The organism is Flavobacterium tyrosinilyticum, from assembly GCF_023656565.1.
Lineage (GTDB): Bacteria > Bacteroidota > Bacteroidia > Flavobacteriales > Flavobacteriaceae > Flavobacterium > Flavobacterium tyrosinilyticum.
Window position 1 is genome coordinate 1,086,467 of record NZ_JAMOKG010000001.1, and the last position, 23,570, is coordinate 1,110,036.

A 23,570-nucleotide genomic window follows, 5' to 3' on the forward strand; every position below is an offset into this window, starting at 1 on the left:
CGTGAAATTATTACTATTTAATAATTTAAGGAAAATCATTAATAACAACAGTATTTGAATAATTCGTGAATTCGTGGCTAATAAAAAACCATTGGTCGAAATAAGAAAATTCGTTTAAATAAATTTACTTATTTTTGCTGACCACCAAAGCCCAAAAACCTAAAATGAAAAATGTTCTCGTAATTTATTATACGCAATCTGGACAGCTAGAATCTATTGCAAGAAATATTGCAAAACCATTTCTAGATTCAGAAGAAATAAAGCTCACATTTCATGAAATACAATTAGAGAAACCGTTTCCTTTTCCTTGGAACAAAGAATCATTTTTTGATGCCTTTCCAGAATCGTTTTTACAGATTCCGACCGCATTAAAACCTGTTCCTGAGGAAATTTTAAACACAAAATTTGATTTAGTATTATTTCATTATCAGGTTTGGTATTTATCGCCTTCTATTCCCATTAATTCATTTTTGAAAAGTGACGATGCCAAGAAAATTTTAAACAATACTCCTGTTATTACCATCAGCGGTTCAAGAAACATGTGGATTATGGCTCAGGAAAAGATTAAAGTTTTGCTGCGAAAAGCCAATGCCAATTTGGTTGGAAACGTAGCTTTGGTAGACCGCGTTGGAAATTTAATAAGTGTAATCACCATTGTAGAATGGATGTTCTCTGGAGTTAAGAAAAAATATTTAGGTATTTTTCCGCTTCCTGGAGTTTCAGAAAAAGACATACAAGAATCGAGTCAGTTTGGAGAAATCATGCTGGATTCTTTACAGCAAAATAATTTAGCGCAATTACAGCCCAAATTGGTCGATGCTGGCGCTGTAAAAATAAGTTCGTATTTGGTAACGGTTGACAAAACGGCCAATAAAATTTTTAATAAATGGTCAAATATCATTTATAAAAATCAAAAAAACCGAAAACAGCTGCTTAAAGTATTTAATGTTTATTTATTCCTTGCGATATGGTTAATCTCACCAATAGTGTATATATTGCACCTTATTACCTATCCGCTTAAGTTAAAATCTATAAAAAAGGAAACTCAATATTATCAGGGAGTTTAGAAGACGAAATTTAAATTATGTTTGAAGTATATATTACAAAAGCTGCAAAATATTTGCCAAACGAAGCTGTTTCTAATGATGAAATGGAAGCCTACTTGGGCCTTATCAATGATACTGCTTCCAAGGCTAGACGTATTATTTTGCGCAACAATAAAATTACAAGCCGATATTACGCTGTTGACAAAGAAGGAAAAAGCACACATAGCAATGCCGAATTAACCAAAAATGCCATTTTACCGTTATTCGACGAAAATTTTACGCCTCAAGATTTAGAGGTACTTTCTTGCGGGACCTCAACTCCAGACATTTTTCTGCCTTCACACGCAGCGATGGTTCATGGTCTGCTAAAAAATAAATCGGTAGAATTAAACTCTTCAACGGGAGTTTGCTGTGCCGGAATGAACTCTCTTAAATTTGGTTTTCTTTCTATAAAATCTGGAAATTCAAAAAACGCAATCTGCACAGGATCAGAAAAAGTTTCTACTTGGCTGAATGCCCAAAAATACAATCACGAGGCCGATAATTTAAAAAGCCTTGAAGAACAGCCAATTATTGCATTCAAAAAAGATTTTCTTCGTTGGATGCTGTCAGATGGTGCTGGAGCTTTTCTTTTGGAAAACAAACCAAGAGGACCAATTTCATTAAAAATCGAATGGATGGAAGCTTTTTCGTATGCCTATGAATTAGAAACCTGTATGTATGCCGGAGGTGATAAATTGGAAAATGGTGAAATTAAAGGCTGGAGCGATTATTCTCCAGAACAATGGCTGAACGAATCTGTTTTTTCAATAAAACAGGACGTTAAATTATTAGACGAATTTATCCTGTCAAAAGGTGCTCAAAGCATGAAAGACGCCATGGATAAAAACAATATTAAATCGGAAGATATTACTTATTTTATTCCTCATGTTTCTTCTAACTTTTTTGTGGAAGGATTGAAAAAAGGATTAAACGAAAAAGGTATCGGAATGAGCGATGACAAATGGTTCATGAATCTTTCTAGAGTAGGAAATGTTGGCTCTGCCTCTATTTACTTGGCTCTTGAAGAATTGATGAGTTCAGGGAATTTGAAAAAAGGAGATAAAATTTTATTATCTGTTCCAGAAAGCGGAAGATTCTCTTTTGCGTATGCCTATTTAACGGTTTGTTAATGGAAACAATGCTTTTAGAAAAAGAAATGGTCGAAAATTTACTGCCTCAAAAGTTTCCTTTTGTGATGGTAGATGCTATGCATTCTTATTCTGAAACTTCGTTGGTTTCGGGTTTAGAAATTCAGCGCGAAAATATTTTTGTATCAAACGATATTTTTCTTGAAGCTGGATTAATAGAACATATGGCACAATCTGTGGCATTGCATACGGGATATCAATATTTCTTGAAAAACGAAATTGCTCCAACGGGCTATATCGGTTCTATTAAAGAAATTGAAATTAAGAAACTTCCAAAACTTAACGATACTATTCAATCTGAAGTTACGATTCTGCAGGAATTTGCAGGAATTACTTTGGTGAATATTGTTACGACTTTAAATAATGAAGAGATTGCCAGAGGACAAATGAAAACCGTTTTGGCAAAATAAAAATAACCGATGAAAACTACTTCTGCTGTTGACATACAAAACTATTTACCGCACCGAGCTCCAATGCTTATGGTGGATTTGATTTTGGATATAGATGCCAACTTTGTAGAAACCATATTTTTGATAAAAGAAGACAATATTTTTATTCAGAATACTGTTTTTATAGAAGCAGGATTAATCGAAAATACAGCGCAGACTTGTTCTGCAATTGTTGGAAAAAAATACTTTTTTGACGATAACGGAATCGAAAATGAAAACGTAAATGTAATTGGATTTATCAGCGCTTTAAAAAGTGTAAAAGTTCATGCATTGCCAAAAGTTGGCGATACGATCATAACAAAAGCCAATCTGGTTTCTAAATTTGTGGGCGACGATTATACTTTATGCACAATGAGCTGCAAAAGCTTATTGGAAGACCAGATTCTCTTAGAATGTGAAATTAATTTGTTTATTCAGAAAACAATCTCGGTTGGATAATCCAAAAAATATCATTTTACATCTAGGGACTCGAATCGTTGTTTTGGCTCTTTTACTTGGTTTAGTTTTCTTAATTTGGTATTTTGGCCCTTCTCACTTTTCTGTAGAAAAAGGAGATAAACATAACGCTGGTGCTTTAGCAATGGTAATGATAATATCTGTTATAGTACTTATTTTTAATATAGTATTATTTATAGAAATGGTTGATTTATTTTTAAGGAAAAACAAAATTTTAGCTTTTACAAATCTTGGATTTTTAATAATTAGCCTATACATAATTTCAGTCTATATGTTTCCTAATATATTAAATTAACAATATGGAAAAAGAAAATGTACCACAAGACCAAAGCAACTTAACGAAAAATAACGTTAAAGAGCTTTTGTACGCAACTGATGAAAATGGTAATTATACCACAACATTAAGTACGGGCTGGGAACCGAAAACAATTGCCCTTTCAAATTCTATTGATGAAATAAACGAACGAATTGCCGATGCCAGACAACAGGTTTTAAATGGTGAAGCAAGTCCGATTGTGTATTTTATGGAAGTCAATAAAATGGATCTTAACATATTATCCAGCTATGTTGGGTTTTGGAAATGGCGCGTAAAAAGACATTTTAAACCAAGTGTTTTTGCCAAACTAAACGATAAAATCCTGAAAAAATATGCTGATACTTTTGGAGTATCAATCGAAGAATTAAAAAACAGCATTACCAAATAAATGGAATTAACTTTCACACATCATCAGTCTGCTCATTGCGAGAATGGAGTAGCGTCAAATCTGCTAAAAAATAGCGGACTAAACATTAGCGAACCGATGGTTTTTGGTATTGGCTCTGGATTATTTTTTGTATATCTGCCTTTTATAAAAGTGAATCATGCACCAGCAATCAGTTATAGAACTTTGCCTGGACAGATTTTCAATAAAGTTGCCACTCGTTTAAATTTAAAAATCAAAAGACAAAAATTTTCCTCTATTTCAAGTGCCAATAAAGCTTTAGACGAAAATTTAAAAAATAATATTCCAACCGGATTACAAGTTGGCGTATACAATTTAAGTTATTTTCCTGACGAATATCGTTTTCATTTCAACGCGCACAATTTAGTCGTTTACGGAAAAACCGAAACCGAATATTTAGTGAGCGATCCAGTAATGGAAACCGTTACGACTTTAACTTACGAAGACATGAATAAAGTGCGTTTTGCCAAAGGAGCTTTTGCGCCTCGCGGACAAATGTACTATCCAATTCAGATTCCGAAAGAAGTCGATTTAAAAAGCGCCATCATTAAAGGAATCAAAAATACGTGCCGAGATATGCTTGCGCCAATGCCAATTGTTGGTATTCGCGGTATTAAAATGGTTTCTCGTCAGATTCGTAAATGGCCTAAAAAACATGGCGTTAGAAAAGCCAATCATTACTTGGCACAAATGGTTCGTATGCAGGAAGAAATTGGAACTGGTGGCGGTGGTTTCCGTTTTATTTATGCAGCTTTTTTACAAGAAGCTTCAGTTATTTTAGCTAACGAAGAACTGAAAGAACTTTCTAAAGAAATGACTCAAATTGGAGATTCATGGCGTGATTTTGCTGTTGAAGCTTCAAGAATTTATAAAAACAGAAGTGCCAAAGAAGATGCTTACAACACTATTGCCGATGAACTTTTGGACATTGCCAATAGAGAAGAAATCTTTTTCAAAAAACTAAAAAAAGCGATCAGCTAAAATCATATTTTGCAATCTATCATTCAAATAGAATCCCTTTCGAAAAAGTACAAAAATGCAGAAATGTATTCTTTGAACAATGTTTCGCTAAATATAAATGAAGGTCAGATTTTTGGTTTGCTCGGTCCAAATGGTGCTGGAAAAACAACCTTGATCTCGATGCTCTGCGGATTGGTAAAACCAACTTCGGGACATTTTACAATCGATGGTTTAGACTATCAGCATCATGCTTCGAAAATTAAAAAAATCATAGGCGTTGTTCCACAAGAATATGCTTTGTATCCGACTTTGACTGCTAGAGAAAATCTGCTTTATTTTGGAAGTATGTACGGTTTAAAAGGTTCTGATTTAAAAGATAAAGTAATCGAGACTCTGGATCTTTTAGGTTTATTGAAATTTGCCGACAAACAAGTTCAGACTTTCTCGGGCGGAATGAAACGACGTGTCAATCTGATTGCCGGAATTCTCCATAATCCGAAAGTTTTGTTTTTGGATGAACCAACAGTTGGTGTGGACGTGCATTCTAAAACTGCCATTATCGATTATCTGAAAGTTTTGAACCAAAACGGAACAACCATTATTTATACTTCGCATCATTTGGCTGAAGCCGAAGATTTCTGTTCGCAAATTGCGATTTTAGATCAAGGACAGATTTACGCACAAGCAACTCCGTTGGCATTGATTGAATCTACAAAAGACGCTCGAAATCTCGAAGATGTTTTTATTTCATTAACTGGTAAAGCGCTGAGAGATGATATATAAAATTTGGATGTCGGTAGTAAAAGAATTCCTTTTGCTAAAAAGAGATTTAGGCGGATTGATTATTTTATTTATAATGCCTTTGGTTTTGGTAATTGCTGTAACCTTAATTCAGGACAGCACTTTTAAAGCCGTAACCGATTCTAAACTTCAGATTCTTTTGGTCGATAAAGACAAAGGATCTGTATCAAAAACCGTTTTTGAAAATTTAGAAAAAAGCAAATATTTTACCGTTGTAACCCAAATTGACAATAAACCGATTACCGAAGAAATTGCCAAAGAAAATGTGTACAAAGGAAAATTTCAACTGGCAATTGTAATTCCAGAAAACCTAAGTTCCGATTTACAGGAAAAAGTAAATCAGAATGTAGAGAAAATTGTCAGCAATTTAGGTTTGACCGATAGCACTTCTGCTACCGAACCTCAGCGCATTATTAAAGAAAAAGAAGTAAAACTGTATTTTGACCCAGCGGTACAAATGAGTTTCAAAAATGCCGTAATGAGTTCGATTGACAAAATGATTTCTCAAATTGAAACCAAATCAATTTACAGCACTTTTCAAAAACAGTTAGGAGAAGAAACCATCGATTTTGAGCAAAAAAACTTTATTACTTTCAAAGAAATAATTCCGAGAATCAACAACAAAGAAGTTCGTCCAAATTCAGTTCAGCACAATGTTCCAGCGTGGACACTTTTTGCGATCTTTTTTATTGTAATTCCGTTATCTATCAATATTGTTAAAGAAAAATCACAAGGAACTTTTGTTCGATTAAGAACCAATCCGGTTTCTAATTTAGTGGTCATTATTGGAAAAACTATCACCTACTCGATCATCTGTATGATTCAGTTTTATATGATGGTTGCCGTTGCTGTATTCTTATTCCCATCAATCGGATTGCCTTCACTAAACATCGAAGGTCATTTCTTGCTGACAAGTGTTGTCGCATTATTTTCAGGTTTTGCCGCCATCGGATTCGGAATCTTATTAGGAACTGTAGCCAGCACACAAGAACAATCTGCTCCATTTGGCGCTACAAGTGTGATCATTTTAGCCGCAATTGGCGGTGTTTGGGTTCCTGTTTTTGCTATGCCGAAAATCATGCAGTATATCGCAAAATCATCTCCAATGAACTGGGGATTAGAAGCTTTTTACGATGTATTACTTAGAAACGTTTCTTTCGTTGAAATCATACCAAGAATAAGTTTATTATTTTTGTTTTTCATTATTACCACTTCCATCGCATTATTTTATGATAAAAAGAAAAGAGCAGTTTAAAGAAGCTACAGATCTAACCGTTTCACACGAAATTAGGATTCGTTTTAACGAAACAGATCCGCTTGGAATTGTTTGGCACGGCAATTACATTACGTATTTCGAAGATGGACGTGAAGCGTTTGGGCGCCAGCATGGACTTACATATCTGGATATTGCCAAAACGGGTTATACCACGCCAATTGTAAAATCGACTTGCGAACATAAATTATCTTTGCGTTATGGTGATGTGGTGACAATAGAAACAACAGTTGTTGATACTCCCGCAGCCAAAATGATTTACCGTTTTAAAATTATTGATGATAAAGGAGAAGTAGCATGTACAGGAGAAACCACTCAGGTTTTCTTAGATGCAGCAGGAAATTTAATGCTGACCAATCCTCCTTTTTATGAGGAATGGAAACGAAAAGTTGGGTTATTGAAATAAAACACGGATTACACGAATTTTCACGAATTAAAAAATAAAAATCTTTTTTAAATCTGCTGAAATCTTTATAAATCTGCGTGAAAATTTAAAAAATTGAGATTCATAAAATGTTAAGAGAAATATACATTACAGAAACGAATTGTATCACGCCTTTGGGTTTTGATGTTGAATCTAATATCGGTGCCATTCTTCGTGGAGATTCTGGAATTCAGCTTCATAACGATGTTTCTTTGATGCCGAATCCGTTTTATGCTTCGATTATTTCTGATGAAAAAATAAACAGTGCTTTTTCAAAAATTAGTCCTGACACCAAATATTCCCGTTTAGAGAAAATGATGATTTTGGCTTTAGAGCCGATTATCAAAAATTCAAACGTAGAATTAAATTCAAAAACTGCTTTTATACTTTCTACCACAAAAGGAAATGTTACCGCTTTGGCAAATGATTCTGAGGAAAGTTTCAACAACGCACATTTAGATGTTTTAGCAAAAAACGTTGCCGATTGGTTCGGATTCCAAACACAACCCATAGTAGTTTCAAATGCTTGCGTTTCTGGAATTTTAGCCGTTTCTGTTGCCAAAAGAATGATTCAGTCTGAACTTTACGACAACATTTTTGCAGTGGCTGGCGATGAAGTTTCAGAATTTGTTTTATCTGGTTTTAATGCTTTCCAAGCCATGAGCGAACTGCCTTGTAAACCCTATTCTAAAAACAGAACGGGAGTAAGTTTAGGCGAAGCGACAGCAGCAGTTTTAGTTACGGCGGAAGCCAAAAACGCTAAAATAAAAGTAATTGGCGACAGTTCGATAAACGATGCGAATCATATTTCTGGACCTTCAAGAACAGGTGAAGGTTTGTTCAGAAGCATTCAGAATGCCTTGAAAGAAGCGCAAATTGAGGCAAACAAATTAGATTATATTTCAGCCCACGGAACCGCAACGCCTTACAATGACGAAATGGAAGCGATTGCTCTAACTCGTTTAGATTTACAAAATGTTCCAGTAAATAGTTTAAAAGGATTTTACGGTCATACACTTGGCGCTTCGGGATTATTGGAAACCGTAATTGCCATAGAATCTGCCAATCAAAATAAACTTTTTGAATCGAAAGGTTTTGATGAAATTGGTGTAAGCGAATCTATTAATGTAATTGAGAAAAATGAAGAAAAAAATATTGAATATTTTCTAAAAACGGCTTCTGGTTTTGGAGGTTGTAATACGGCTGTGGTTTTTGAGAAAGTAAAATAAATAATAACAGAACTATTTATTAAAGAATGCTGAACCATTTAATTCTCTTTCTTTTAAAATAGTATCAACAATTTTAATGATTTTAATTTTTGAAACATTTTGATTCTCTAAATTCATGGTAGAATATACAGTATCAACAAGCACTTTTGATAAAAAGCCTTTTTGTTTTAATACTGGATATTTTTCGTAGAATTTCATGAGATATCAAATCTATAAAATTTAATTCCAACTTGTAAATAAATCTTACAAGTTCAACATAGTTAATTAAAAAATGAAGCTATCAAAATTCATATTTATAACACTCACCATTCTTTCATCTTTTGGATGTAAGAAGAAAGAAGTGCCTAAATCTGAATTTGAAAAAGAGGTTTTAAATAGTGTTTTTGTCGAAATTGTAGATTCTATTTATATGGATCGAAGAATGATGCTTGGACCACCACCTCCATTATTTAGTTCTAAAACAAATAAAATAGATACCACAGGACATGCTGCAGAATTAAAGAAATATTTACAGTATAAAGACAGCATAAAAAACATTAAAAAAAGAATCTTATTAGGTGTCTATGACCAAGTTGGAAAAATTAGTTCTTTTGAAACAGAAATGATTTCTAAAGAAGTTGTTCTTTCAAACTTTGCGTATGACACTTTAAAAGAAGGCGAAGAATTTAAATTTGATTTAAAACCTTTTAAGAATAATAAAAAGTTTCGTTTTGAAAATACTTCCAAATATCTTCATGAAAAAGAATGGAACTTAAATGATAAAAGTAATTCTTTGATACCTGTTGGAACTATTTTTATATCTAGAATTCAATTTGACAAAACAAAAAAATCAGGAATTTTATCAGCTGGTGCTTCATGTGGTGGTGGAAAATGCGGAAGAGGTTTTCTTGTTTTAGTTGAAAACAAGGCAGGGAAATGGAAAGTAAATAAAATTATTCATCTTTGGGATTCATAACTTGAATCCGTTATTAAAAAATGACTCAAAACAAAACCTACATACAATCCTACATCACCATCCAAAACAACGAAATTGTTTTGAACGGAAATTCTGTATTCAAAATTGAACCAACAGATTTTGCTGATTTCTCGAAACAAGCGTATCGAAATTTTGAAATGCAATATCCAAAGTTTTTCAAAATGGATGCTTTGAGCAAACTCGCTTTTTTAGGATCAGAATTGCTTTTGAGTCCGATAACCTCAACGGAACAAGAAAATAATATTGCTTTAGTTTTGGCTAATAAATCGTCGAGTTTGGATACCGATGTAAAATATCAGGAATCTATTTCAGACAAAGAAAACTATTATCCGAGTCCGGCGGTCTTTGTTTATACGCTGCCAAATATTTGTTTGGGCGAAATAAGTATCCGTCATCAGCTGAAAAGTGAAAATTCTTTCTTTATATTTGATGCCTTTAACACCGAATTTATGTCTAATTATTCAAATATTCTTCTGAATACGAATAAAGCAGATGTGGTTTTGTGCGGTTGGGTAGAATATTTTAACGACAATTATAAAGCTTTTTTATGTACAATTAGTACAGAAGAAAATGCAAAATATACAAACGAGACTATCAATACATTATACAATAAATAATCATGGAAGCATTAAAAGAAGAATTAAAAAATAAAATCATAACAACTTTAAACCTTGAAGATATTGCAGTAGAAGATATTGCTGATAACGATCCTTTGTTTGGAGACGGTTTAGGTTTAGACTCGATTGATGCACTTGAATTGATCGTGATTTTAGATAAAGATTACGGAATTAAATTAGTAGATCCGAAAGAAGGAAAATCTATTTTCCAGTCTATCGAAACTATGGCGGCGTATATCAGCGCTAACAGAACGAAGTAAGACTTCTTAGACTGACTTAGATTTTTAGACTTCTTAGACAATGCTTTTCAAAAATCTAAAAAGTCTAAAAATCTAAGCCAGTCTAAAAAAATCTAAGAAGTCTAAAATTCTAACAATCTAAGAAGTCTAAAAATGAAAGGTGTTGCAATAACGGGAATGGGAATTATCTCTGCGATTGGTAATTCGGTTGAGGAAAATTATATTTCGCTGACCGAAAACAAAATCGGCATTTCTCGTATTCAAAATATTTCGACTGTTCACGCAGATGTTATCAAAGTTGGTGAGATCAAAAAAACCAATGAAGATCTTGTTGATGAACTGAAATTAAAGGAGAATAATAATTTCTCTAGAACCGCTATGATTGGCACTTTGGCAGCAAAACAAGCTGTTGAAAATGCTGGCATTACCGATATAAATGAATTTAGAACGGGACTTATTTCGGCTACCAGCGTTGGCGGAATGGACATGACGGAAAGACATTATTACGATTATTTCGAAAAACCAGAATTGATCAAGTACATTACTTGCCACGATGGTGGCGATGTCGCCGAAAAAATTGCTGAAGAATTAGGTTTAAAAGGAATGGTGACAACTATTTCTACGGCTTGTTCATCTGCCGCCAATTCGATTATGTTGGGCGCAAGATTAATCAAAACGGGAAAACTGGATCGCGTAATTGTAGGCGGAGCCGATGCTTTGGCAAAATTCACCATAAACGGATTTAAGACTCTTATGATTTTATCTGACGATTACAACAAACCTTTTGACAACACCAGAAAAGGATTGAATCTGGGAGAAGCTGCCGCTTTTTTAGTTTTAGAATCAGATGAAATTGTAGAAAAGCAAAACAAAAAAGTGCTGGCAAGAGTTTCGGGTTACGGAAATGCCAACGACGCCTTTCACCAAACTGCTTCTTCAGAAAATGGAGACGGCGCTTATTTGGCCATGAAGAAAGCGTTTGACGTTTCGGGTTTAAAACCTTCTGAAATTGATTACATCAATGTGCACGGAACTGCAACTCCAAACAACGATTTATCTGAAGGAAGAGCTTTGCTCCGAATTTATGAAAACGAAAAAGTTCCAGATTTCAGTTCTACAAAACCTTTTACAGGACATACTTTAGCGGCCGCGGCTGCGATTGAAGCCGTTTACAGTGTTTTGGCAATTCAGAATAATGTGGTTTACCCCAATTTGAATTTTGAAGTTCCGATGGAAGAATTTGATTTGAAACCGCAGACAACTTTAAAAAATAAAAACATAGAGCACGTTTTATCTAACTCTTTTGGTTTTGGAGGAAATTGTTCAACCCTTATATTTTCAAAAAGCTAATGACGAAGACATATATAAATGGAGTAGGTTGTATTTCGACTCAAAAAACATTTGATACTGTTTTTTTGGAAGAAGCTGTTGTAAATCATGAAGAAAATGTACTGGCAATTATTCCGCCAGCATACAAAGAATATATTTCGCCAGCTGCCAGCCGACGCATGGCAAAAGGCGTAAAAAACGGAATCGTAGCTTCAGCTTTGGCTATGAAAGATGCTAATATTGAAAATGTCGATGCCATTATCACAGGAACTGGTTTAGGTTGTATCGAAGATTCTGAAAAATTCCTGAAAAGTATTTTAGATAATAACGAAGAGTTTTTAACTCCGACTTCTTTCATTCAGTCTACTCACAATACAGTTGGAGCGCAGATTGCACTTTTACAGCAATGTAAAGGTTATAATTTTACCTATGTTAATGGCGCTGTTTCTTTTGAATCGGCTCTTATTGATGCTAAAATGCAAATTGAAGAAGCTGAAGCTAACTCGATTTTAGTAGGCGGTGTTGATGAAAATGGAGATTATACGACTTCGCTTTTTAAACTAAACGGTCGCATTAAAGCAGACAATTCTGCTCCGTACGATGTTTTAAATTCTACAACGAGCGGTGCTGTATATGGTGAAGGCGCCAATTTTTTTGTTTTAGAACACGAAAGAAAAGAAAACACTTATGCCGAACTTCTAGATGTTTCTATTGTAAATACGCTGGAAGAAAATGAAGTTGAAGCAGCAATTATTTCTTTCTTAAAATCAAATCATTTAGAAATCTCAGATGTTGACGCGCTTGTTTTAGGTTTTGACGGAAATGTCGATTTTGAGAATTATTATAGAAATCTTGCCGAAAATTCGTTTGCGCAAACTCCTGTTTTATATTACAAACATTTGAGTGGAGAATACGATACGGCTTCGGCTTTTGCTTTTTGGATGGCTGCTAAAATTTTGAAAACTCAAGAAATTCCTGAAATCGTAAAAGTAAATGCTGTTGAAAAATCAGAATACAAAACGATTTTATTATACAATCAATTAAACGGAAAAAACCATAGTTTTACGCTGCTGTCAAAATGATAACGCACAAAAACATATCGCTGTTTTTTATCTTTTTATTGCTTTTATTGTTTCTTCTGAATCTGTATAACGCAATTCATTTTCTGTGGTTTATTGTTATAATTCTCATTTGGATCGGAATAAATGCTTTTGGATCAGCCCGAATTTCTTCCAATTATCATGTAAAAGCTTATTGCAGTAATCCGTTAGAAACCGAAAAAAAAATTGCACTCACTTTTGATGATGGTCCAAGTATTTACACTTTGGAAGTTTTGGAACTTTTGAAAAAATACAATGCTAAAGCCACTTTTTTCTGCATTGGAAAAAACATCGAAACGCATCCTGAAATTCTCCAGAAAGTAATTGACGATGGTCATTTAGTTGGAAATCATTCTTATTCACATTCTAAGTTTTTTGATTTTTATAATGCTAAAAAAATAACCGAAGAACTTCAGAAAACAGACGCGCTTCTGGAAAAATTCACTTCTAGAAAAATCAACTTTTTTCGTCCGCCCTATGGAATTACGACACCTTCGATTAGAAGAGCTTTAAAAGTAACCGGACATAAAACAATTGGCTGGAATATTCGTTCGCTTGACGGAGGAACCCAAAATCAGGAATTAATTTTCAATCGGTTAATTAAGCATATATCTCCCGGCGGAATTGTACTTTTGCATGATACAGCAGAACATTCGGTTTTGGTACTGGAACAGTTTTTGCAATTTTTACAGCAAAATAATTATCAAGTGATTTCTGTTGAAGAATTACTGAAGCTTAATGCTTATGAAATTGAACGCGGATAAAACAGATTCGCTTGCGCGAAGACGCAGATAAAACGAATTTTTCTAATCCTTTTAATCTGTGAAATCTGTGGCAAAAAAATTAAAGCACATTTTTGAAAAAATATGAAAACTAAAATAGCACTACTCATTCTATTTATTTCAGGCAATTTGTTCGCACAGGAACAAAAAATGACCGATGCCGAAATTGCTTCTTTTAAACAAGATGTAAATGTGGTGGCCAAAAAAATCAAGACGTTGACGACTGATTTTGTTCAGTATAAACATTTAGATTTTTTATCAAAAGACATTGAAACTTCAGGAAAAATGGTTTTTAAAGAACCTGCTTTACTTCAATGGCAATATAAAAAACCATACAACTATAGCATCACTTTCAAAAACGGAAAAATCCTGATTAACGATGAAGGAAAGAAAAGTGCGGTTGATATTGGAAACAGTAAAATCTTTGCCCGAATTAATAAATTGATCGTGGGAAGTGTGAGCGGCAATATGTTTGACGATAAAGAATTTACGATTTCGTATTTTAAATTGAAAGGTCAGAATCTGGCGAAATTTATTCCGAAAGATGCGACGCTTAAAAAATACATCAAACAAATTGAACTGACTTTTGACAAAGAGGAAGCGACTGTTGTTCAGGTAAAATTGTTAGAATCATCTGAAGATTATACCCGAATTGTACTTAAAAATAAAGTGATCAATGCAAAAATCGACGATTCAGTTTTTACTAATTAATTGCTTTCTGGCAATTGTTTTAATTTCTTGTGGCTCGGTCACAAAAAATTATACGTCCAAAAAATTAGACAAAACGTCTTATACAGTTCCGTATTTTTCAGACTCAAAAACCGATTATGTTTATAAAACCAACATTAGTGTTTACGGAAATGAATTGTCTGGAATTTTTATTGCCAAGAAAATAAATGACACCACACACCGAATTGTTTTTACAACCGAATTCGGAAACAAATTAATGGATTTCGAAATTTCAGAAACCGATTTTAAAGTCAATTCGATTGTGTCTGAATTGGATCGAAAAATATTGATCAATACTTTAAAAGAAGATTTCCGATTGCTTTTAAAGAAAGAATATTCGATTCAGGAACAATTCGAAAACGAATCGGATGACATTTACAAATCGGCAGATGGCAAACGCGACAATTACATTTTTATCTCCAAAAAAGATCAGAAATTAGAAAAGATCGTCCATGCTTCTCAAACAAAAGAAAAATTTACACTGCTTTTCAGTTCAGAAAACAATATTTTTGCCGAAAGGATTCAGATAATCCATCAGAATATTAAATTGAAAATTGAACTGAATTATTTCAAATCAGAATAAAAACTTAAACTAATCCTAAACTTAAACCAAACCCAAAATGAGAAAATTTGTTTTAATTGCATTTGTTTTATTAATCGGAATCCAAGCAGAAGCTCAAATAAAAGTTAGTCCAGGACTAAGAGGTGGTTTGAATGTATCAACATTAACGAATATTGATGATAATAGCTCTAAAACTGATTTCTATGTTGGTGGATTGGTAAATATTAAATTCAATAAATTTTTCTCGGTTCAACCAGAGATAAATTATTCCAGACAAGGTGATGAAGGAAGATATTTTGAAAACGGCCGTTATTATTCTGAAAAGTATGAGTTGAATTATATAACACTGGGAGCGGTTGCAAAATTTAACTTTGGAGGTGGAGGTTTTCATTTATTAGCAGGCCCTTCTTTAGATTTAAAAGTTAGTGATAATTATATAAATACTAACCCCGAAGATTTTGATCTTGCATTTGTTGGAGGTCTTGGTTATACTTTACCAAATGGTTTAACTTTTGAAGCTCGACTTAAACAAGGATTAATTGATATTTATGGTTATAACGGATATGATTATGACAATAATGGATATTACTATAATGATGTAATCTTAAATCAAGTTTTCCAAATCGGAATTAGTTATACGTTTAAAACAAAATAAAAATGAATAAAAGAATATTCTTCTTTATTGCTGTTTTTTTCTCGCTTTTAAATATACAAGCGCAAGTATCAGTTAAACCAGGTTTAAGAGCTGGTTTTAGTTTTTCGACTATTTCTGAAATGCACGCCGATTATAAAACTGATTTTTATGCTGGTGGTTTTACAGAAATTAAGATAACAAGAATTTATTCCCTTCAGCCTGAAATTAATTACAGCAGACAAGGTTCTAATAATGTTGCGCGAAATTATTTTGATGAAAATACACAGACCAATAAAGTAGAACATTTAGATCTGGACATCAACTATTTGTCTCTTTCTATGATAAATAAGTTTACGTTGCCACAAGGAATTCAGTTTCAAGCAGGGCCAACATTAGATATTTTATTGAATGATAATCTTGCGGTTAGAAAAGCACAAAATGATCTTGGTTTGGTTTTAGGAGTCGCTTATGCCCTACCTTCAGGTTTGACATTTGAAGCTCGATTTAAAAAAGGACTGCTTGATGTTTTAAGCAGCGATTATTATCAAAATGACTCCAATAACCATTATTTATTTGGAGATTATAACACAAATATTAATTTTCAGTTAGGGGTTTCCTATTCATTTGGAAAATAAAAAAATATGATTTTACAAGATTTTTATAAAATACTATCAGATGAAAAAGTATCTGATTCAAAATATACTGTTACTATTTTAGTCAACGAAAAACACGAGGTTTTTAAAGGACATTTCCCTGGAAATCCAATCATGCCTGGTGTTTGTATGATTCAGATTATCAAAGAACTTACAGAATCTATTACCAAAAGTTCGCTGATGATCCAATCTTTGGCAAATGTAAAATTCATGGCACTGATTAATCCTGAGGCTACTCCAGAATTACGATTGGAATTGGACATTACAACTACCGAAGACGGTTTAGTAAAAGTGAAAAACACGACTTACTTTAACGACACAACTGCTCTTAAATTGAGTAATGTGTACAAAAAAATATAATTATGAAACTATTACTGACCTTATTTTTATGGATAGGTTTTGCTGGAACGCCAGATTTGGCTTCGATACGCAAAATGTATTCTGATGTGGCAAAATCAGAAACCAACGCCAAAGAGTTTGTAGACAAACTTGCGGGTGTTTCAAGCAATGATGATAAAATTTTAGTGGCTTATAAAGCGGCTTCTATTTTATTGGATTCTAAATTTGAAAAAAAATTAAGCCAGAAAATGGAACGTTTTAAAGAAGGTGCAAAATTGCTTGAAGCAACAATAAAAAGTGATCCAAGCAATATCGAAATGCGAATGATTCGATTGAGTATTCAGGAAAATGTTCCTGGTATTACAGGCTACAAGAAAAACATTAAAGAAGATAAAAAATTCATAACCACATATTATGCATCACAAGGTGCGGCTTTGAAAGATTATCTTAAAGACTTTGTTTTACAATCTAAAAGTTTCTCCGAAAAAGAGAAGCAATTTGTAAAGTAAGCTCAAAAAACTCTCCATGAAATCACAGCAAGAATTACTTAGTTCGACTAACTTTTGCGTTATTGTGCCTACGTACAATAATCAAAAAACGCTGAAAAAAGTATTGGATTCTATTTTAGATTTCACCACAAATGTCATTATTGTCAATGACGGTTCTACCGATTCAACTGCCGAAATTCTAAAATCATATTCGCAACTGACTCAAATTCATCATCCTAAAAATTTAGGAAAAGGAAGAGCACTAAGAAACGGATTTAGAAAAGCATTGGAATTGAATTTTGAATATGCCATCACAATCGATTCTGACGGACAGCATTTTGCAGCAGATATTCCTGTTTTCTTGGAAGCAATTCAAGATGAGCCAAACGCTCTCTTGATTGGAAGCCGCAATATGACTCAGGAAAATGTTCCGAAGAAAAGCAGTTTTGGTAACAAGTTTTCTAATTTTTGGTTCAAGTTTGAAACTGGAATTAAACTAGACGACACACAATCTGGATTTAGACTATATCCGCTTCGATTACTACCAAAACGTTTTTACACCAATAAATTCGAATTTGAAATTGAAGTTATTGTTCGCGCAGCTTGGAAAGGAATTACAGTAAAAAATATTCCGATTCAGGTTTTATACGATCCTGCAGAAAGAGTTTCACATTTTCGTCCGTTTCAAGATTTTACCCGAATTAGTATTTTAAATACCGTTTTGGTTACTAATGCTTTGCTGTACATAAAGCCGAGAGATTTTTTTAGAAGAGCAAAAAAAAAAGGTTTTAAAAAATTCTTTCTAGAAGATATTTTAGAAAGCAACGATTCTAATTTTAAAAAGTCGGCCGCCATTGCTCTAGGTATTTTTATCGGACTTTCACCTTTTTGGGGATTTCAAACTATTCTGCTTTTTACTTTTGCTGCTTTGTTCAGGCTCAATAAAGTCATTGCTTACCTTACTTCAAATGTAAGTTTTCCTCCTTTTATTCCGTTTATTATTTTTGCTTCGCTCCAAGTTGGAAGTGTTTTCGTGACGAGCGATACACCGCTGGTTTTAGATAGTTCGATTACGCTCGACGATATTCAAAAAAATGCTACGCAATATATCGTAGGAAGTCTTATTTTAGCAACCGTTTCAGCGCTATCAGTTGGTCTTATAAGTTATTTGCTTTTAACGGCTTTTAGTTCTAAAAACAAACCGAATATTTAAGTTAAGTTTGCCACAGATTACAAGGATTAAAATGATTATTACATCTAGTTTGTCAGGCTGAGCGAAGTCGAAGCCCACGTCCAATTGGAGCGCCCTTCGACTTCGCTCAGGGTGACAAACTAAAGCTAATCTTTTTATCAGTGTCAAAAAATAAAATTACCATGCATCAATACTTCTACGCCATTCATTTATTTGTAAACCGAAGAAAGTCTCTTTCGGTTCTATTGGCTGTTATGATGCTTTTGGTTTTTGGATTTTTTGCTTCAAGACTAAAGTTTGAAGAAGATATAACCAAACTTATCCCAACCAACGACAAAACCGATGTTACTGCCAAAGTCTTAAAACAATTAAATTTTGCAGATAAAACAACCGTAATTTTTAGCTTGGATAAAAATGGTTCTGCTGAGGATTTGAAAGAAATGGCAACTGTATTTTCAGACAGCGTTTCTAAATCCTGCAAACCATACATAACCGGAATTCAAGGAAAAATTGACGAAGAAAACATTCAGGAAACTATAAATTTTGTTTACAATAATTTGCCTCTTTTTCTTGATGATAAAGATTATGCAGCTATTGAAAAGAAACTCCAAAAAGATAGTATTGCGGCAACCGTTCAAGGAAATTACAAATCGATTATTTCTCCGTCTGGATTTATAACCAAAGATTTTATTCTGCAAGATCCGTTTGGGATTTCTTTTATCGCTTTAAAAAAGTTACAGCAATTAAATATTGGCGACGATTTTACGCTCGAAAATGGCTTTGTAATGACAAAAGATAAAAAGAAATTACTGCTTTTTATCACATCCAATATTCCGTCAAGCGAAACAGAAAAGAATACCATTTTTGCTGAAAAACTGAAATCAATTCAGGAAAATCTAAATACACAATTTAAAGGAAAAACCTCTATCAGTTATTTTGGTTCTGCTTTAATAGCAGTTGCCAATGCCAATCAGATTAAAGGAGATATTATTTTGACAACATCAATCGCGATGTTTACCTTAATGCTAATTCTGATTTTATTTTATAGAAAAGTATTAATTCCGCTGATTATTTTTCTGCCAACCGTTTTTGGCGGTCTATTTGCTGTGGCATTTTTATACTTTGTGAGAGAACAGATTTCTGCAATTTCTTTGGGAATTGGTTCTATTTTATTGGGAATTACGATTGATTATTCTATTCATATTCTTACGCATTACAAACATAATAGCGATGTAAAAACATTGTACAAAGACATTACAATGCCTGTTATTATGAGCAGTTCTACAACTGCGGTTGCGTTTTTATGTCTGCTTTTTGTAAAATCGGATGCCTTAAACGATCTCGGAATTTTTGCTGCTGTTATCGTTATGGCTTCGGCTATTTTCTCTCTGTTGATTATTCCTCATTTATATAAACCAAAAGAAAATCCTGCAGATCATAAAAAGAATGTGATCGATAAAATGGCTCATTTTTCTTTTCACAACAATAAAATCTTAATTGGACTTTGTGTTATCATTACCATTATTTGCTGTTTTACTTATAATGATGTGGGTTTCAATAACGATTTATCACAGCTGAATTTTATTCCGAAAGAAATTAAAGCAGCCGAAAAACAGTTGGAGGAAAGCACGAGTTTAACTTCCAAAACGATTTATGTCGCTTCGTACGGAAAAACAATGGAAGAAGCTTTACAGCATAATAGCCAACTTTTTGATAATTTATTTGTAACAAAAAATCAGGATAAAATTTTAAATTTCAGCTCTGTTGGTGGAATTGTACTTTCGCAACAAGCTCAAATCGAAAAAATTGAAAAATGGAATTCGTTTTGGACTTCGCAGAAAAAACAATTTATAAAATCTGAATTAATTTCAGAAAGCGCTAAACTTGGTTTTAAACCTTCAACTTATAATTTATTTTTTGACCATTTAGATTTTGATTTCAAACCGATTTCTGCCAATGATTATCTTCAAATTAAAGCACTTCAACTACAAGAATTTATAACTGAAAAAAATGGTTTTTATACCATTTCAACTTTAGTAAAAGTATCGCCAGAACAACGCGATACGTTTGTAAAATCGGCTTCAGCAAAAGAAAACGTAATTGCAATCGATCGCCAGCAGATGAACGAAACGTTTTTCAGCACCTTAAAAACCGATTTTAATTCGCTTGTAAATTATTCTTTTGTAGCCGTAATTTTAATTTTGTTTTTCTTTTTCCGAAGAATCGAATTGGTGATCATCAGCTGTATTCCAATTGCTTTGACGGGAATTGTAACCGCAGGAATTATGGGCATTTTTGGCATTCAAATGAATATTTTCAGTATGATTGTCTGCACTTTGATTTTTGGTCACGGAGTCGATTTTAGTATTTTCATGACCAGCGCATTGCAAAAAGAATACACTAATGGTGTCAACGAAATTGCAATTTACAGAACCTCAATTATTCTGGCAGTTATCACAACAATTTTAGGAATTGGTGCAATGATTTTTGCCAAACATCCAGCACTTACTTCAATTTCATTGGTTTCGCTAATTGGAGTTTTTGCCGCGTTGATCATTACTTTCATTTTCTATCCGATTTTATTCAAACTGTTTTTATCAAATCGTCCTAAAAAAGGAAATCCGCCTTTTCAATTGCGAACTTTTGTTCATGGTGTAATTTCGTTTGCTTATTATGGTTTGGGCGGTATCGTAATGTCGATTTTCAGTTTTACTATCATGCCGATTTTGCCTTTCAGCAAAAAAACAAAAATGAAAGCTTTCCGATATGTGATTTCAAAATTCATGAAATCGGTATTGTATTCCAATCCATTTATACGCAAAAAAGTCATTAATAATTTTAATGAAACTTTTGAAAAACCCGCAGTAATTATTGCCAATCATTCTTCATTTATAGACATTCTAACAATCGGAATGCTGAGTCCAAAAATCATTTTCTTGGTAAGCGACTGGGTTTACAATTCTCCTATTTTTGGCGGTGTTGTGAGAAAAGCTGGTTTTTACCCAGTTTCTGAAGGTTTGGAAGGTGGAGTTGAACATTTACGCAAAAAAGTAGAACAAGGTTATTCTTTAATGGTTTTTCCAGAAGGAACGCGTTCAGAAAGCAATGTGGTGAAACGATTCCACAAAGGTGCTTTTTTCCTTGCTGAGGAATTTAAAATTGATATTATTCCGGTGGTTATTCATGGTGCTTCGGAGTTAATTCCAAAAGGCGATTTTGTCATTCACCACGGAAAATTGACCGTTACTATTTTAGAAAGAATTGCTCCAGATGATCTTTCTTTTGGAACTAATTATACCGAAAGAACCAAACAAATAAGTACTTTCTTTAAAGCAGAATATCGCAAAATAAGACAAGAACTTGAAGGTCCGGATTATTTCAAAACAATGCTAATCAACAGTTACGACTATAAAGAAATCGAGGTTGGAAATAGCGTAAAAAAAGATTTGAAACAGAATCTGGAAGTTTATTATAATTTAAACAAACACATTACACCAAAAGCAAAAATCCTTCATTTAGGAAATGATTACGGTCAGTTGGATATTTTGCTCGCTTTGCAGGAACCACAGCGAAAAATAGTTTCTTTTATAAATGATGAAGAAAAATTGCTGGTTGCCAAAACGAATTATATCGTTACAAAGAGAAAAATAGTTTATCTCGACAAATTAGAATCCGCACTTGAAGGTCATTTTGATGTACTCTTAATTTCTGATGAAAGTTATAACGTAGAAATCGAAAAAGTAATTTCTAATGTTTCTATTATAATTTTAGTCAATTGTTCTCGTTTGAAAAATCAGTTTGAGAATTTTGAAATTGCTTCTGAAGAAAATGCTTTGCTAGTTTTAAAGAAAAAAGAATGAAAAAACAGTACGATGTAGTCATAATTGGCAGCGGTTTAGGCGGATTGGTTTCTGCGGTAATTCTGGCGAAAGAAGGCTACAGCGTTTGTGTACTCGAAAAAAACAATCAATATGGTGGAAATCTTCAGACTTTCGTAAGAGATAAAACCATTTTTGATACGGGAATTCATTATATCGGAGGTTTAGGCGAAGGCCAGAATCTTCATCAATATTTCAAATATATTGGAATAATGGATCATTTGAATCTAAAAAAACTGGACGAAAATGGTTTTGATATTATTTCTTTTGATGACGATCAAACTGAATATCCGCATGCTCAGGGTTTCGAAAATTTCATTCAGCAACTGACAAAATACTTTCCTGAAGAAAAAGAAAATCTCGAACAATATTGCCAGAAAATAAAAACGGTCTGCAAAGCATTTCCGCTTTACAATCTAGAATCGGAAGGAAAATATGATGATGAAATTTTAGCGCTTAACGCAAAAGAAACGATTGATTCTTTTACTCAAAATGAAAAGCTGAAAGCTGTTTTGGCTGGATCTAATTTTCTCTACGCCGGAATTCCTGATAAATCGCCTTTTTACGTTCATGCGCTTGTAGTCAATTCGTATATCGAAAGTTCGTGGCGATGTGTAAATGGCGGAAGTCAGATTACCAAACAATTGCTGAAACAATTAAAAAAATATGGTGGTGAGTTTTTCAAACACAAAGAAGTCACAAAAATCGAAGTCGAAAACCAAAAGGTAAATTCGGTACAAATGAAAGACGGAACCGAAGTTTCTGGATCGTATTTTATTTCGAACATCGAACCTAAAACGACTTTGAAAATGGCTGGTCAGGAAAACTTTAGAAAACCGTTTTTCAATAGAATTCAAAATCTGGAAAGCGTACTTTCTGCTTTCAGTTTATACATTGTTTTTAAACCTAAAACTTTTAAATACATCAATCATAATTATTACCATTTTAAAAGTGCTAATGATGTCTGGACCGCTTATGATTATGATGAAAATTCGTGGCCAAAAACTTTTATGGCTTCTATGAATCCGTCGAAAAAAGACGAAGAATGGGCAGATGGAATGACGTTTTTGACTTATATGAAATATGATGATGTCAAAGCTTGGGAAAACACTTTCAATACTACTTTTGAAGAAAACGACCGAGGAGAAAGTTATGAGGAATTCAAAACCAAAAAAGCTGCAAAGTTTTTAGAAGAAATCGGGAAAAAATTTCCTGGAATAAAAGAATGCATTAAATCGGTTCATACTTCTACTCCACTTTCCTATCGCGATTATATTGGCGGAGACGGCGGAAATATGTACGGATATGTTAAAGATTCAAATAATCCGATGAAAACTATGATTCCAACTAAAACTAAGGTAGAAAATCTTTATCTTACAGGCCAAAGTATTAACATGCACGGTGTCTTGGGAGTTACGGTTGGAGCGGTCATAACCTGCTCTGAAATTGTAGGAAAAGAATATCTGCTGGAAAAAATTAAAAAAGCATCTGAATAATTGCAT

At 33.3% G+C, this 23,570-nt stretch carries 27 protein-coding genes; 26 read left to right on the top strand and 1 reads right to left on the bottom strand.

Annotated features, from left to right (window positions below; genetic code table 11):
• The first annotated feature begins 164 nt into the window (after window positions 1–164).
• The 11 genes from NCC77_RS04790 to NCC77_RS04840 all read left to right on the top strand — a co-directional run bounded on the left by NCC77_RS04790 (window position 165) and on the right by NCC77_RS04840 (window position 8,550).
• Window positions 165–1,067: an NADPH-dependent FMN reductase family protein gene (locus tag NCC77_RS04790; RefSeq protein WP_250834572.1), complete on the top strand. Its 903-nt coding sequence runs from the start codon at window positions 165–167 to the stop codon at window positions 1,065–1,067.
• 17 nt (window positions 1,068–1,084) lie between these two features.
• Complete coding sequence (gene darB, locus NCC77_RS04795; RefSeq protein ID WP_250834573.1) at window positions 1,085–2,218, top strand: dialkylresorcinol biosynthesis protein DarB; 1,134 nt, start codon at window positions 1,085–1,087, stop codon at window positions 2,216–2,218.
• Window positions 2,218–2,646: a hotdog family protein gene (locus tag NCC77_RS04800; RefSeq protein ID WP_250834574.1), complete on the top strand. Its 429-nt coding sequence runs from the start codon at window positions 2,218–2,220 to the stop codon at window positions 2,644–2,646. Before darB ends, NCC77_RS04800 begins: the two co-directional genes overlap by 1 nt.
• Window positions 2,647–2,655: 9 nt before the next feature.
• On the top strand, window positions 2,656–3,123 hold the full coding sequence (locus NCC77_RS04805; RefSeq protein WP_250834575.1) for a hotdog family protein: 468 nt from the start codon (window positions 2,656–2,658) through the stop codon (window positions 3,121–3,123).
• Entirely contained in the window at window positions 3,116–3,436 is a 321-nt protein-coding gene (locus tag NCC77_RS04810; RefSeq protein WP_250834576.1) for a hypothetical protein, read from the top strand. The genes NCC77_RS04805 and NCC77_RS04810 overlap by 8 nt, the downstream gene beginning before the upstream one ends.
• 4 nt (window positions 3,437–3,440) lie before the next feature.
• On the top strand, window positions 3,441–3,845 hold the full coding sequence (DarG, locus tag NCC77_RS04815) for a flexirubin biosynthesis protein DarG (protein ID WP_250834577.1): 405 nt from the start codon (window positions 3,441–3,443) through the stop codon (window positions 3,843–3,845).
• Window positions 3,846–4,844, top strand: coding sequence for a BtrH-related acyltransferase DarH (darH, locus tag NCC77_RS04820; protein ID WP_250834578.1), 999 nt, complete (start codon window positions 3,846–3,848; stop codon window positions 4,842–4,844).
• 63 nt (window positions 4,845–4,907) lie between these two features.
• Complete coding sequence (locus NCC77_RS04825; RefSeq protein WP_250835065.1) at window positions 4,908–5,606, top strand: ABC transporter ATP-binding protein; 699 nt, start codon at window positions 4,908–4,910, stop codon at window positions 5,604–5,606.
• The gene (locus NCC77_RS04830) at window positions 5,596–6,879 is read left to right on the top strand and encodes an ABC transporter permease (RefSeq protein WP_250834579.1); all 1,284 of its coding nucleotides are present in this window, start codon (window positions 5,596–5,598) and stop codon (window positions 6,877–6,879) included. Before NCC77_RS04825 ends, NCC77_RS04830 begins: the two co-directional genes overlap by 11 nt.
• Window positions 6,854–7,303: an acyl-CoA thioesterase gene (locus NCC77_RS04835; RefSeq protein WP_111423009.1), complete on the top strand. Its 450-nt coding sequence runs from the start codon at window positions 6,854–6,856 to the stop codon at window positions 7,301–7,303. Before NCC77_RS04830 ends, NCC77_RS04835 begins: the two co-directional genes overlap by 26 nt.
• 107 nt (window positions 7,304–7,410) lie before the next feature.
• Window positions 7,411–8,550 carry a beta-ketoacyl synthase N-terminal-like domain-containing protein gene (locus NCC77_RS04840; RefSeq protein WP_250834580.1) on the top strand — a complete coding sequence of 380 codons (1,140 nt, stop codon included), beginning with the start codon at window positions 7,411–7,413 and terminating at the stop codon, window positions 8,548–8,550.
• 12 nt (window positions 8,551–8,562) lie between these two features.
• Here NCC77_RS04840 and NCC77_RS04845 read toward each other — a convergent pair whose 3' ends face one another.
• Window positions 8,563–8,748: a hypothetical protein gene (locus NCC77_RS04845; RefSeq protein WP_201999162.1), complete on the bottom strand. Its 186-nt coding sequence runs from the start codon at window positions 8,746–8,748 to the stop codon at window positions 8,563–8,565.
• Window positions 8,749–8,821: 73 nt separating this feature from the next.
• Between NCC77_RS04845 and NCC77_RS04850 the strand changes: the two genes are divergently transcribed.
• The 15 genes from NCC77_RS04850 (at window position 8,822) to NCC77_RS04920 (ending at window position 23,564) form a co-directional block, all read left to right on the top strand.
• On the top strand, window positions 8,822–9,505 hold the full coding sequence (locus NCC77_RS04850) for a hypothetical protein (RefSeq protein ID WP_250834581.1): 684 nt from the start codon (window positions 8,822–8,824) through the stop codon (window positions 9,503–9,505).
• A 20-nt stretch (window positions 9,506–9,525) separates the two neighbouring features.
• A complete protein-coding gene (locus NCC77_RS04855) occupies window positions 9,526–10,143 on the top strand; it encodes a beta-ketoacyl-[acyl-carrier-protein] synthase family protein (protein WP_250834582.1) in 618 nt (205 codons plus the stop codon).
• A gap of 2 nt (window positions 10,144–10,145) precedes the next feature.
• Entirely contained in the window at window positions 10,146–10,403 is a 258-nt protein-coding gene (locus NCC77_RS04860; protein ID WP_111378796.1) for a phosphopantetheine-binding protein, read from the top strand.
• A 132-nt stretch (window positions 10,404–10,535) separates the two neighbouring features.
• Window positions 10,536–11,732 (top strand): beta-ketoacyl-[acyl-carrier-protein] synthase family protein, encoded by a 1,197-nt coding sequence (locus tag NCC77_RS04865; RefSeq protein ID WP_250834583.1) that lies wholly within the window; start codon window positions 10,536–10,538, stop codon window positions 11,730–11,732.
• Window positions 11,732–12,793 carry a beta-ketoacyl synthase N-terminal-like domain-containing protein gene (locus NCC77_RS04870; RefSeq protein WP_250834584.1) on the top strand — a complete coding sequence of 354 codons (1,062 nt, stop codon included), beginning with the start codon at window positions 11,732–11,734 and terminating at the stop codon, window positions 12,791–12,793. Before NCC77_RS04865 ends, NCC77_RS04870 begins: the two co-directional genes overlap by 1 nt.
• Window positions 12,790–13,575 (top strand): polysaccharide deacetylase family protein, encoded by a 786-nt coding sequence (locus tag NCC77_RS04875; protein WP_250834585.1) that lies wholly within the window; start codon window positions 12,790–12,792, stop codon window positions 13,573–13,575. Before NCC77_RS04870 ends, NCC77_RS04875 begins: the two co-directional genes overlap by 4 nt.
• A 102-nt stretch (window positions 13,576–13,677) precedes the next feature.
• A complete protein-coding gene (lolA2, locus tag NCC77_RS04880; protein WP_250834586.1) occupies window positions 13,678–14,304 on the top strand; it encodes a flexirubin biosynthesis/transport protein LolA2 in 627 nt (208 codons plus the stop codon).
• Window positions 14,270–14,905, top strand: a complete 636-nt coding sequence (gene lolB2 / locus NCC77_RS04885) for a flexirubin biosynthesis protein LolB2 (protein WP_250834587.1) — start codon at window positions 14,270–14,272, stop codon at window positions 14,903–14,905. Before lolA2 ends, lolB2 begins: the two co-directional genes overlap by 35 nt.
• 37 nt (window positions 14,906–14,942) lie before the next feature.
• The gene (locus NCC77_RS04890) at window positions 14,943–15,539 is read left to right on the top strand and encodes a porin family protein (protein ID WP_250834588.1); all 597 of its coding nucleotides are present in this window, start codon (window positions 14,943–14,945) and stop codon (window positions 15,537–15,539) included.
• Between the two features lie 2 nt (window positions 15,540–15,541).
• Window positions 15,542–16,153, top strand: a complete 612-nt coding sequence (locus tag NCC77_RS04895) for an outer membrane beta-barrel protein (RefSeq protein ID WP_095930629.1) — start codon at window positions 15,542–15,544, stop codon at window positions 16,151–16,153.
• A 6-nt stretch (window positions 16,154–16,159) separates the two neighbouring features.
• On the top strand, window positions 16,160–16,531 hold the full coding sequence (locus tag NCC77_RS04900) for an ApeI family dehydratase (protein ID WP_250834589.1): 372 nt from the start codon (window positions 16,160–16,162) through the stop codon (window positions 16,529–16,531).
• Window positions 16,532–16,533: 2 nt separating this feature from the next.
• Complete coding sequence (locus NCC77_RS04905; protein ID WP_250834590.1) at window positions 16,534–17,019, top strand: hypothetical protein; 486 nt, start codon at window positions 16,534–16,536, stop codon at window positions 17,017–17,019.
• Between the two features lie 16 nt (window positions 17,020–17,035).
• Entirely contained in the window at window positions 17,036–18,211 is a 1,176-nt protein-coding gene (locus NCC77_RS04910) for a DUF2062 domain-containing protein (protein ID WP_250834591.1), read from the top strand.
• A 161-nt stretch (window positions 18,212–18,372) separates the two neighbouring features.
• On the top strand, window positions 18,373–22,050 hold the full coding sequence (locus NCC77_RS04915) for a 1-acyl-sn-glycerol-3-phosphate acyltransferase (RefSeq protein ID WP_250834592.1): 3,678 nt from the start codon (window positions 18,373–18,375) through the stop codon (window positions 22,048–22,050).
• Window positions 22,047–23,564 carry a phytoene desaturase family protein gene (locus tag NCC77_RS04920; RefSeq protein ID WP_250834593.1) on the top strand — a complete coding sequence of 506 codons (1,518 nt, stop codon included), beginning with the start codon at window positions 22,047–22,049 and terminating at the stop codon, window positions 23,562–23,564. Before NCC77_RS04915 ends, NCC77_RS04920 begins: the two co-directional genes overlap by 4 nt.
• Window positions 23,565–23,570: the final 6 nt, after the last annotated feature.

Bases quoted from the DNA above. Each gene is read 5' to 3' on its own strand.
- NCC77_RS04790 (WP_250834572.1), top strand. From the start codon at position 165: ATGAAAAATGTTCTCGTAATTTATTATACGCAATCTGGACAGCTAGAA.
- darB (WP_250834573.1), top strand. From the start codon at position 1,085: ATGTTTGAAGTATATATTACAAAAGCTGCAAAATATTTGCCAAACGAA.
- NCC77_RS04800 (WP_250834574.1), top strand. From the start codon at position 2,218: ATGGAAACAATGCTTTTAGAAAAAGAAATGGTCGAAAATTTACTGCCT.
- NCC77_RS04805 (WP_250834575.1), top strand. From the start codon at position 2,656: ATGAAAACTACTTCTGCTGTTGACATACAAAACTATTTACCGCACCGA.
- DarG (WP_250834577.1), top strand. From the start codon at position 3,441: ATGGAAAAAGAAAATGTACCACAAGACCAAAGCAACTTAACGAAAAAT.
- darH (WP_250834578.1), top strand. From the start codon at position 3,846: ATGGAATTAACTTTCACACATCATCAGTCTGCTCATTGCGAGAATGGA.
- NCC77_RS04825 (WP_250835065.1), top strand. From the start codon at position 4,908: ATGTATTCTTTGAACAATGTTTCGCTAAATATAAATGAAGGTCAGATT.
- NCC77_RS04830 (WP_250834579.1), top strand. From the start codon at position 5,596: ATGATATATAAAATTTGGATGTCGGTAGTAAAAGAATTCCTTTTGCTA.
- NCC77_RS04835 (WP_111423009.1), top strand. From the start codon at position 6,854: ATGATAAAAAGAAAAGAGCAGTTTAAAGAAGCTACAGATCTAACCGTT.
- NCC77_RS04840 (WP_250834580.1), top strand. From the start codon at position 7,411: ATGTTAAGAGAAATATACATTACAGAAACGAATTGTATCACGCCTTTG.
- NCC77_RS04845 (WP_201999162.1), bottom strand. From the start codon at position 8,748: ATGAAATTCTACGAAAAATATCCAGTATTAAAACAAAAAGGCTTTTTA.
- NCC77_RS04850 (WP_250834581.1), top strand. From the start codon at position 8,822: ATGAAGCTATCAAAATTCATATTTATAACACTCACCATTCTTTCATCT.
- NCC77_RS04855 (WP_250834582.1), top strand. From the start codon at position 9,526: ATGACTCAAAACAAAACCTACATACAATCCTACATCACCATCCAAAAC.
- NCC77_RS04860 (WP_111378796.1), top strand. From the start codon at position 10,146: ATGGAAGCATTAAAAGAAGAATTAAAAAATAAAATCATAACAACTTTA.
- NCC77_RS04865 (WP_250834583.1), top strand. From the start codon at position 10,536: ATGAAAGGTGTTGCAATAACGGGAATGGGAATTATCTCTGCGATTGGT.
- NCC77_RS04870 (WP_250834584.1), top strand. From the start codon at position 11,732: ATGACGAAGACATATATAAATGGAGTAGGTTGTATTTCGACTCAAAAA.
- NCC77_RS04875 (WP_250834585.1), top strand. From the start codon at position 12,790: ATGATAACGCACAAAAACATATCGCTGTTTTTTATCTTTTTATTGCTT.
- lolA2 (WP_250834586.1), top strand. From the start codon at position 13,678: ATGAAAACTAAAATAGCACTACTCATTCTATTTATTTCAGGCAATTTG.
- lolB2 (WP_250834587.1), top strand. From the start codon at position 14,270: ATGCAAAAATCGACGATTCAGTTTTTACTAATTAATTGCTTTCTGGCA.
- NCC77_RS04890 (WP_250834588.1), top strand. From the start codon at position 14,943: ATGAGAAAATTTGTTTTAATTGCATTTGTTTTATTAATCGGAATCCAA.
- NCC77_RS04895 (WP_095930629.1), top strand. From the start codon at position 15,542: ATGAATAAAAGAATATTCTTCTTTATTGCTGTTTTTTTCTCGCTTTTA.
- NCC77_RS04900 (WP_250834589.1), top strand. From the start codon at position 16,160: ATGATTTTACAAGATTTTTATAAAATACTATCAGATGAAAAAGTATCT.
- NCC77_RS04905 (WP_250834590.1), top strand. From the start codon at position 16,534: ATGAAACTATTACTGACCTTATTTTTATGGATAGGTTTTGCTGGAACG.
- NCC77_RS04910 (WP_250834591.1), top strand. From the start codon at position 17,036: ATGAAATCACAGCAAGAATTACTTAGTTCGACTAACTTTTGCGTTATT.
- NCC77_RS04915 (WP_250834592.1), top strand. From the start codon at position 18,373: ATGCATCAATACTTCTACGCCATTCATTTATTTGTAAACCGAAGAAAG.
- NCC77_RS04920 (WP_250834593.1), top strand. From the start codon at position 22,047: ATGAAAAAACAGTACGATGTAGTCATAATTGGCAGCGGTTTAGGCGGA.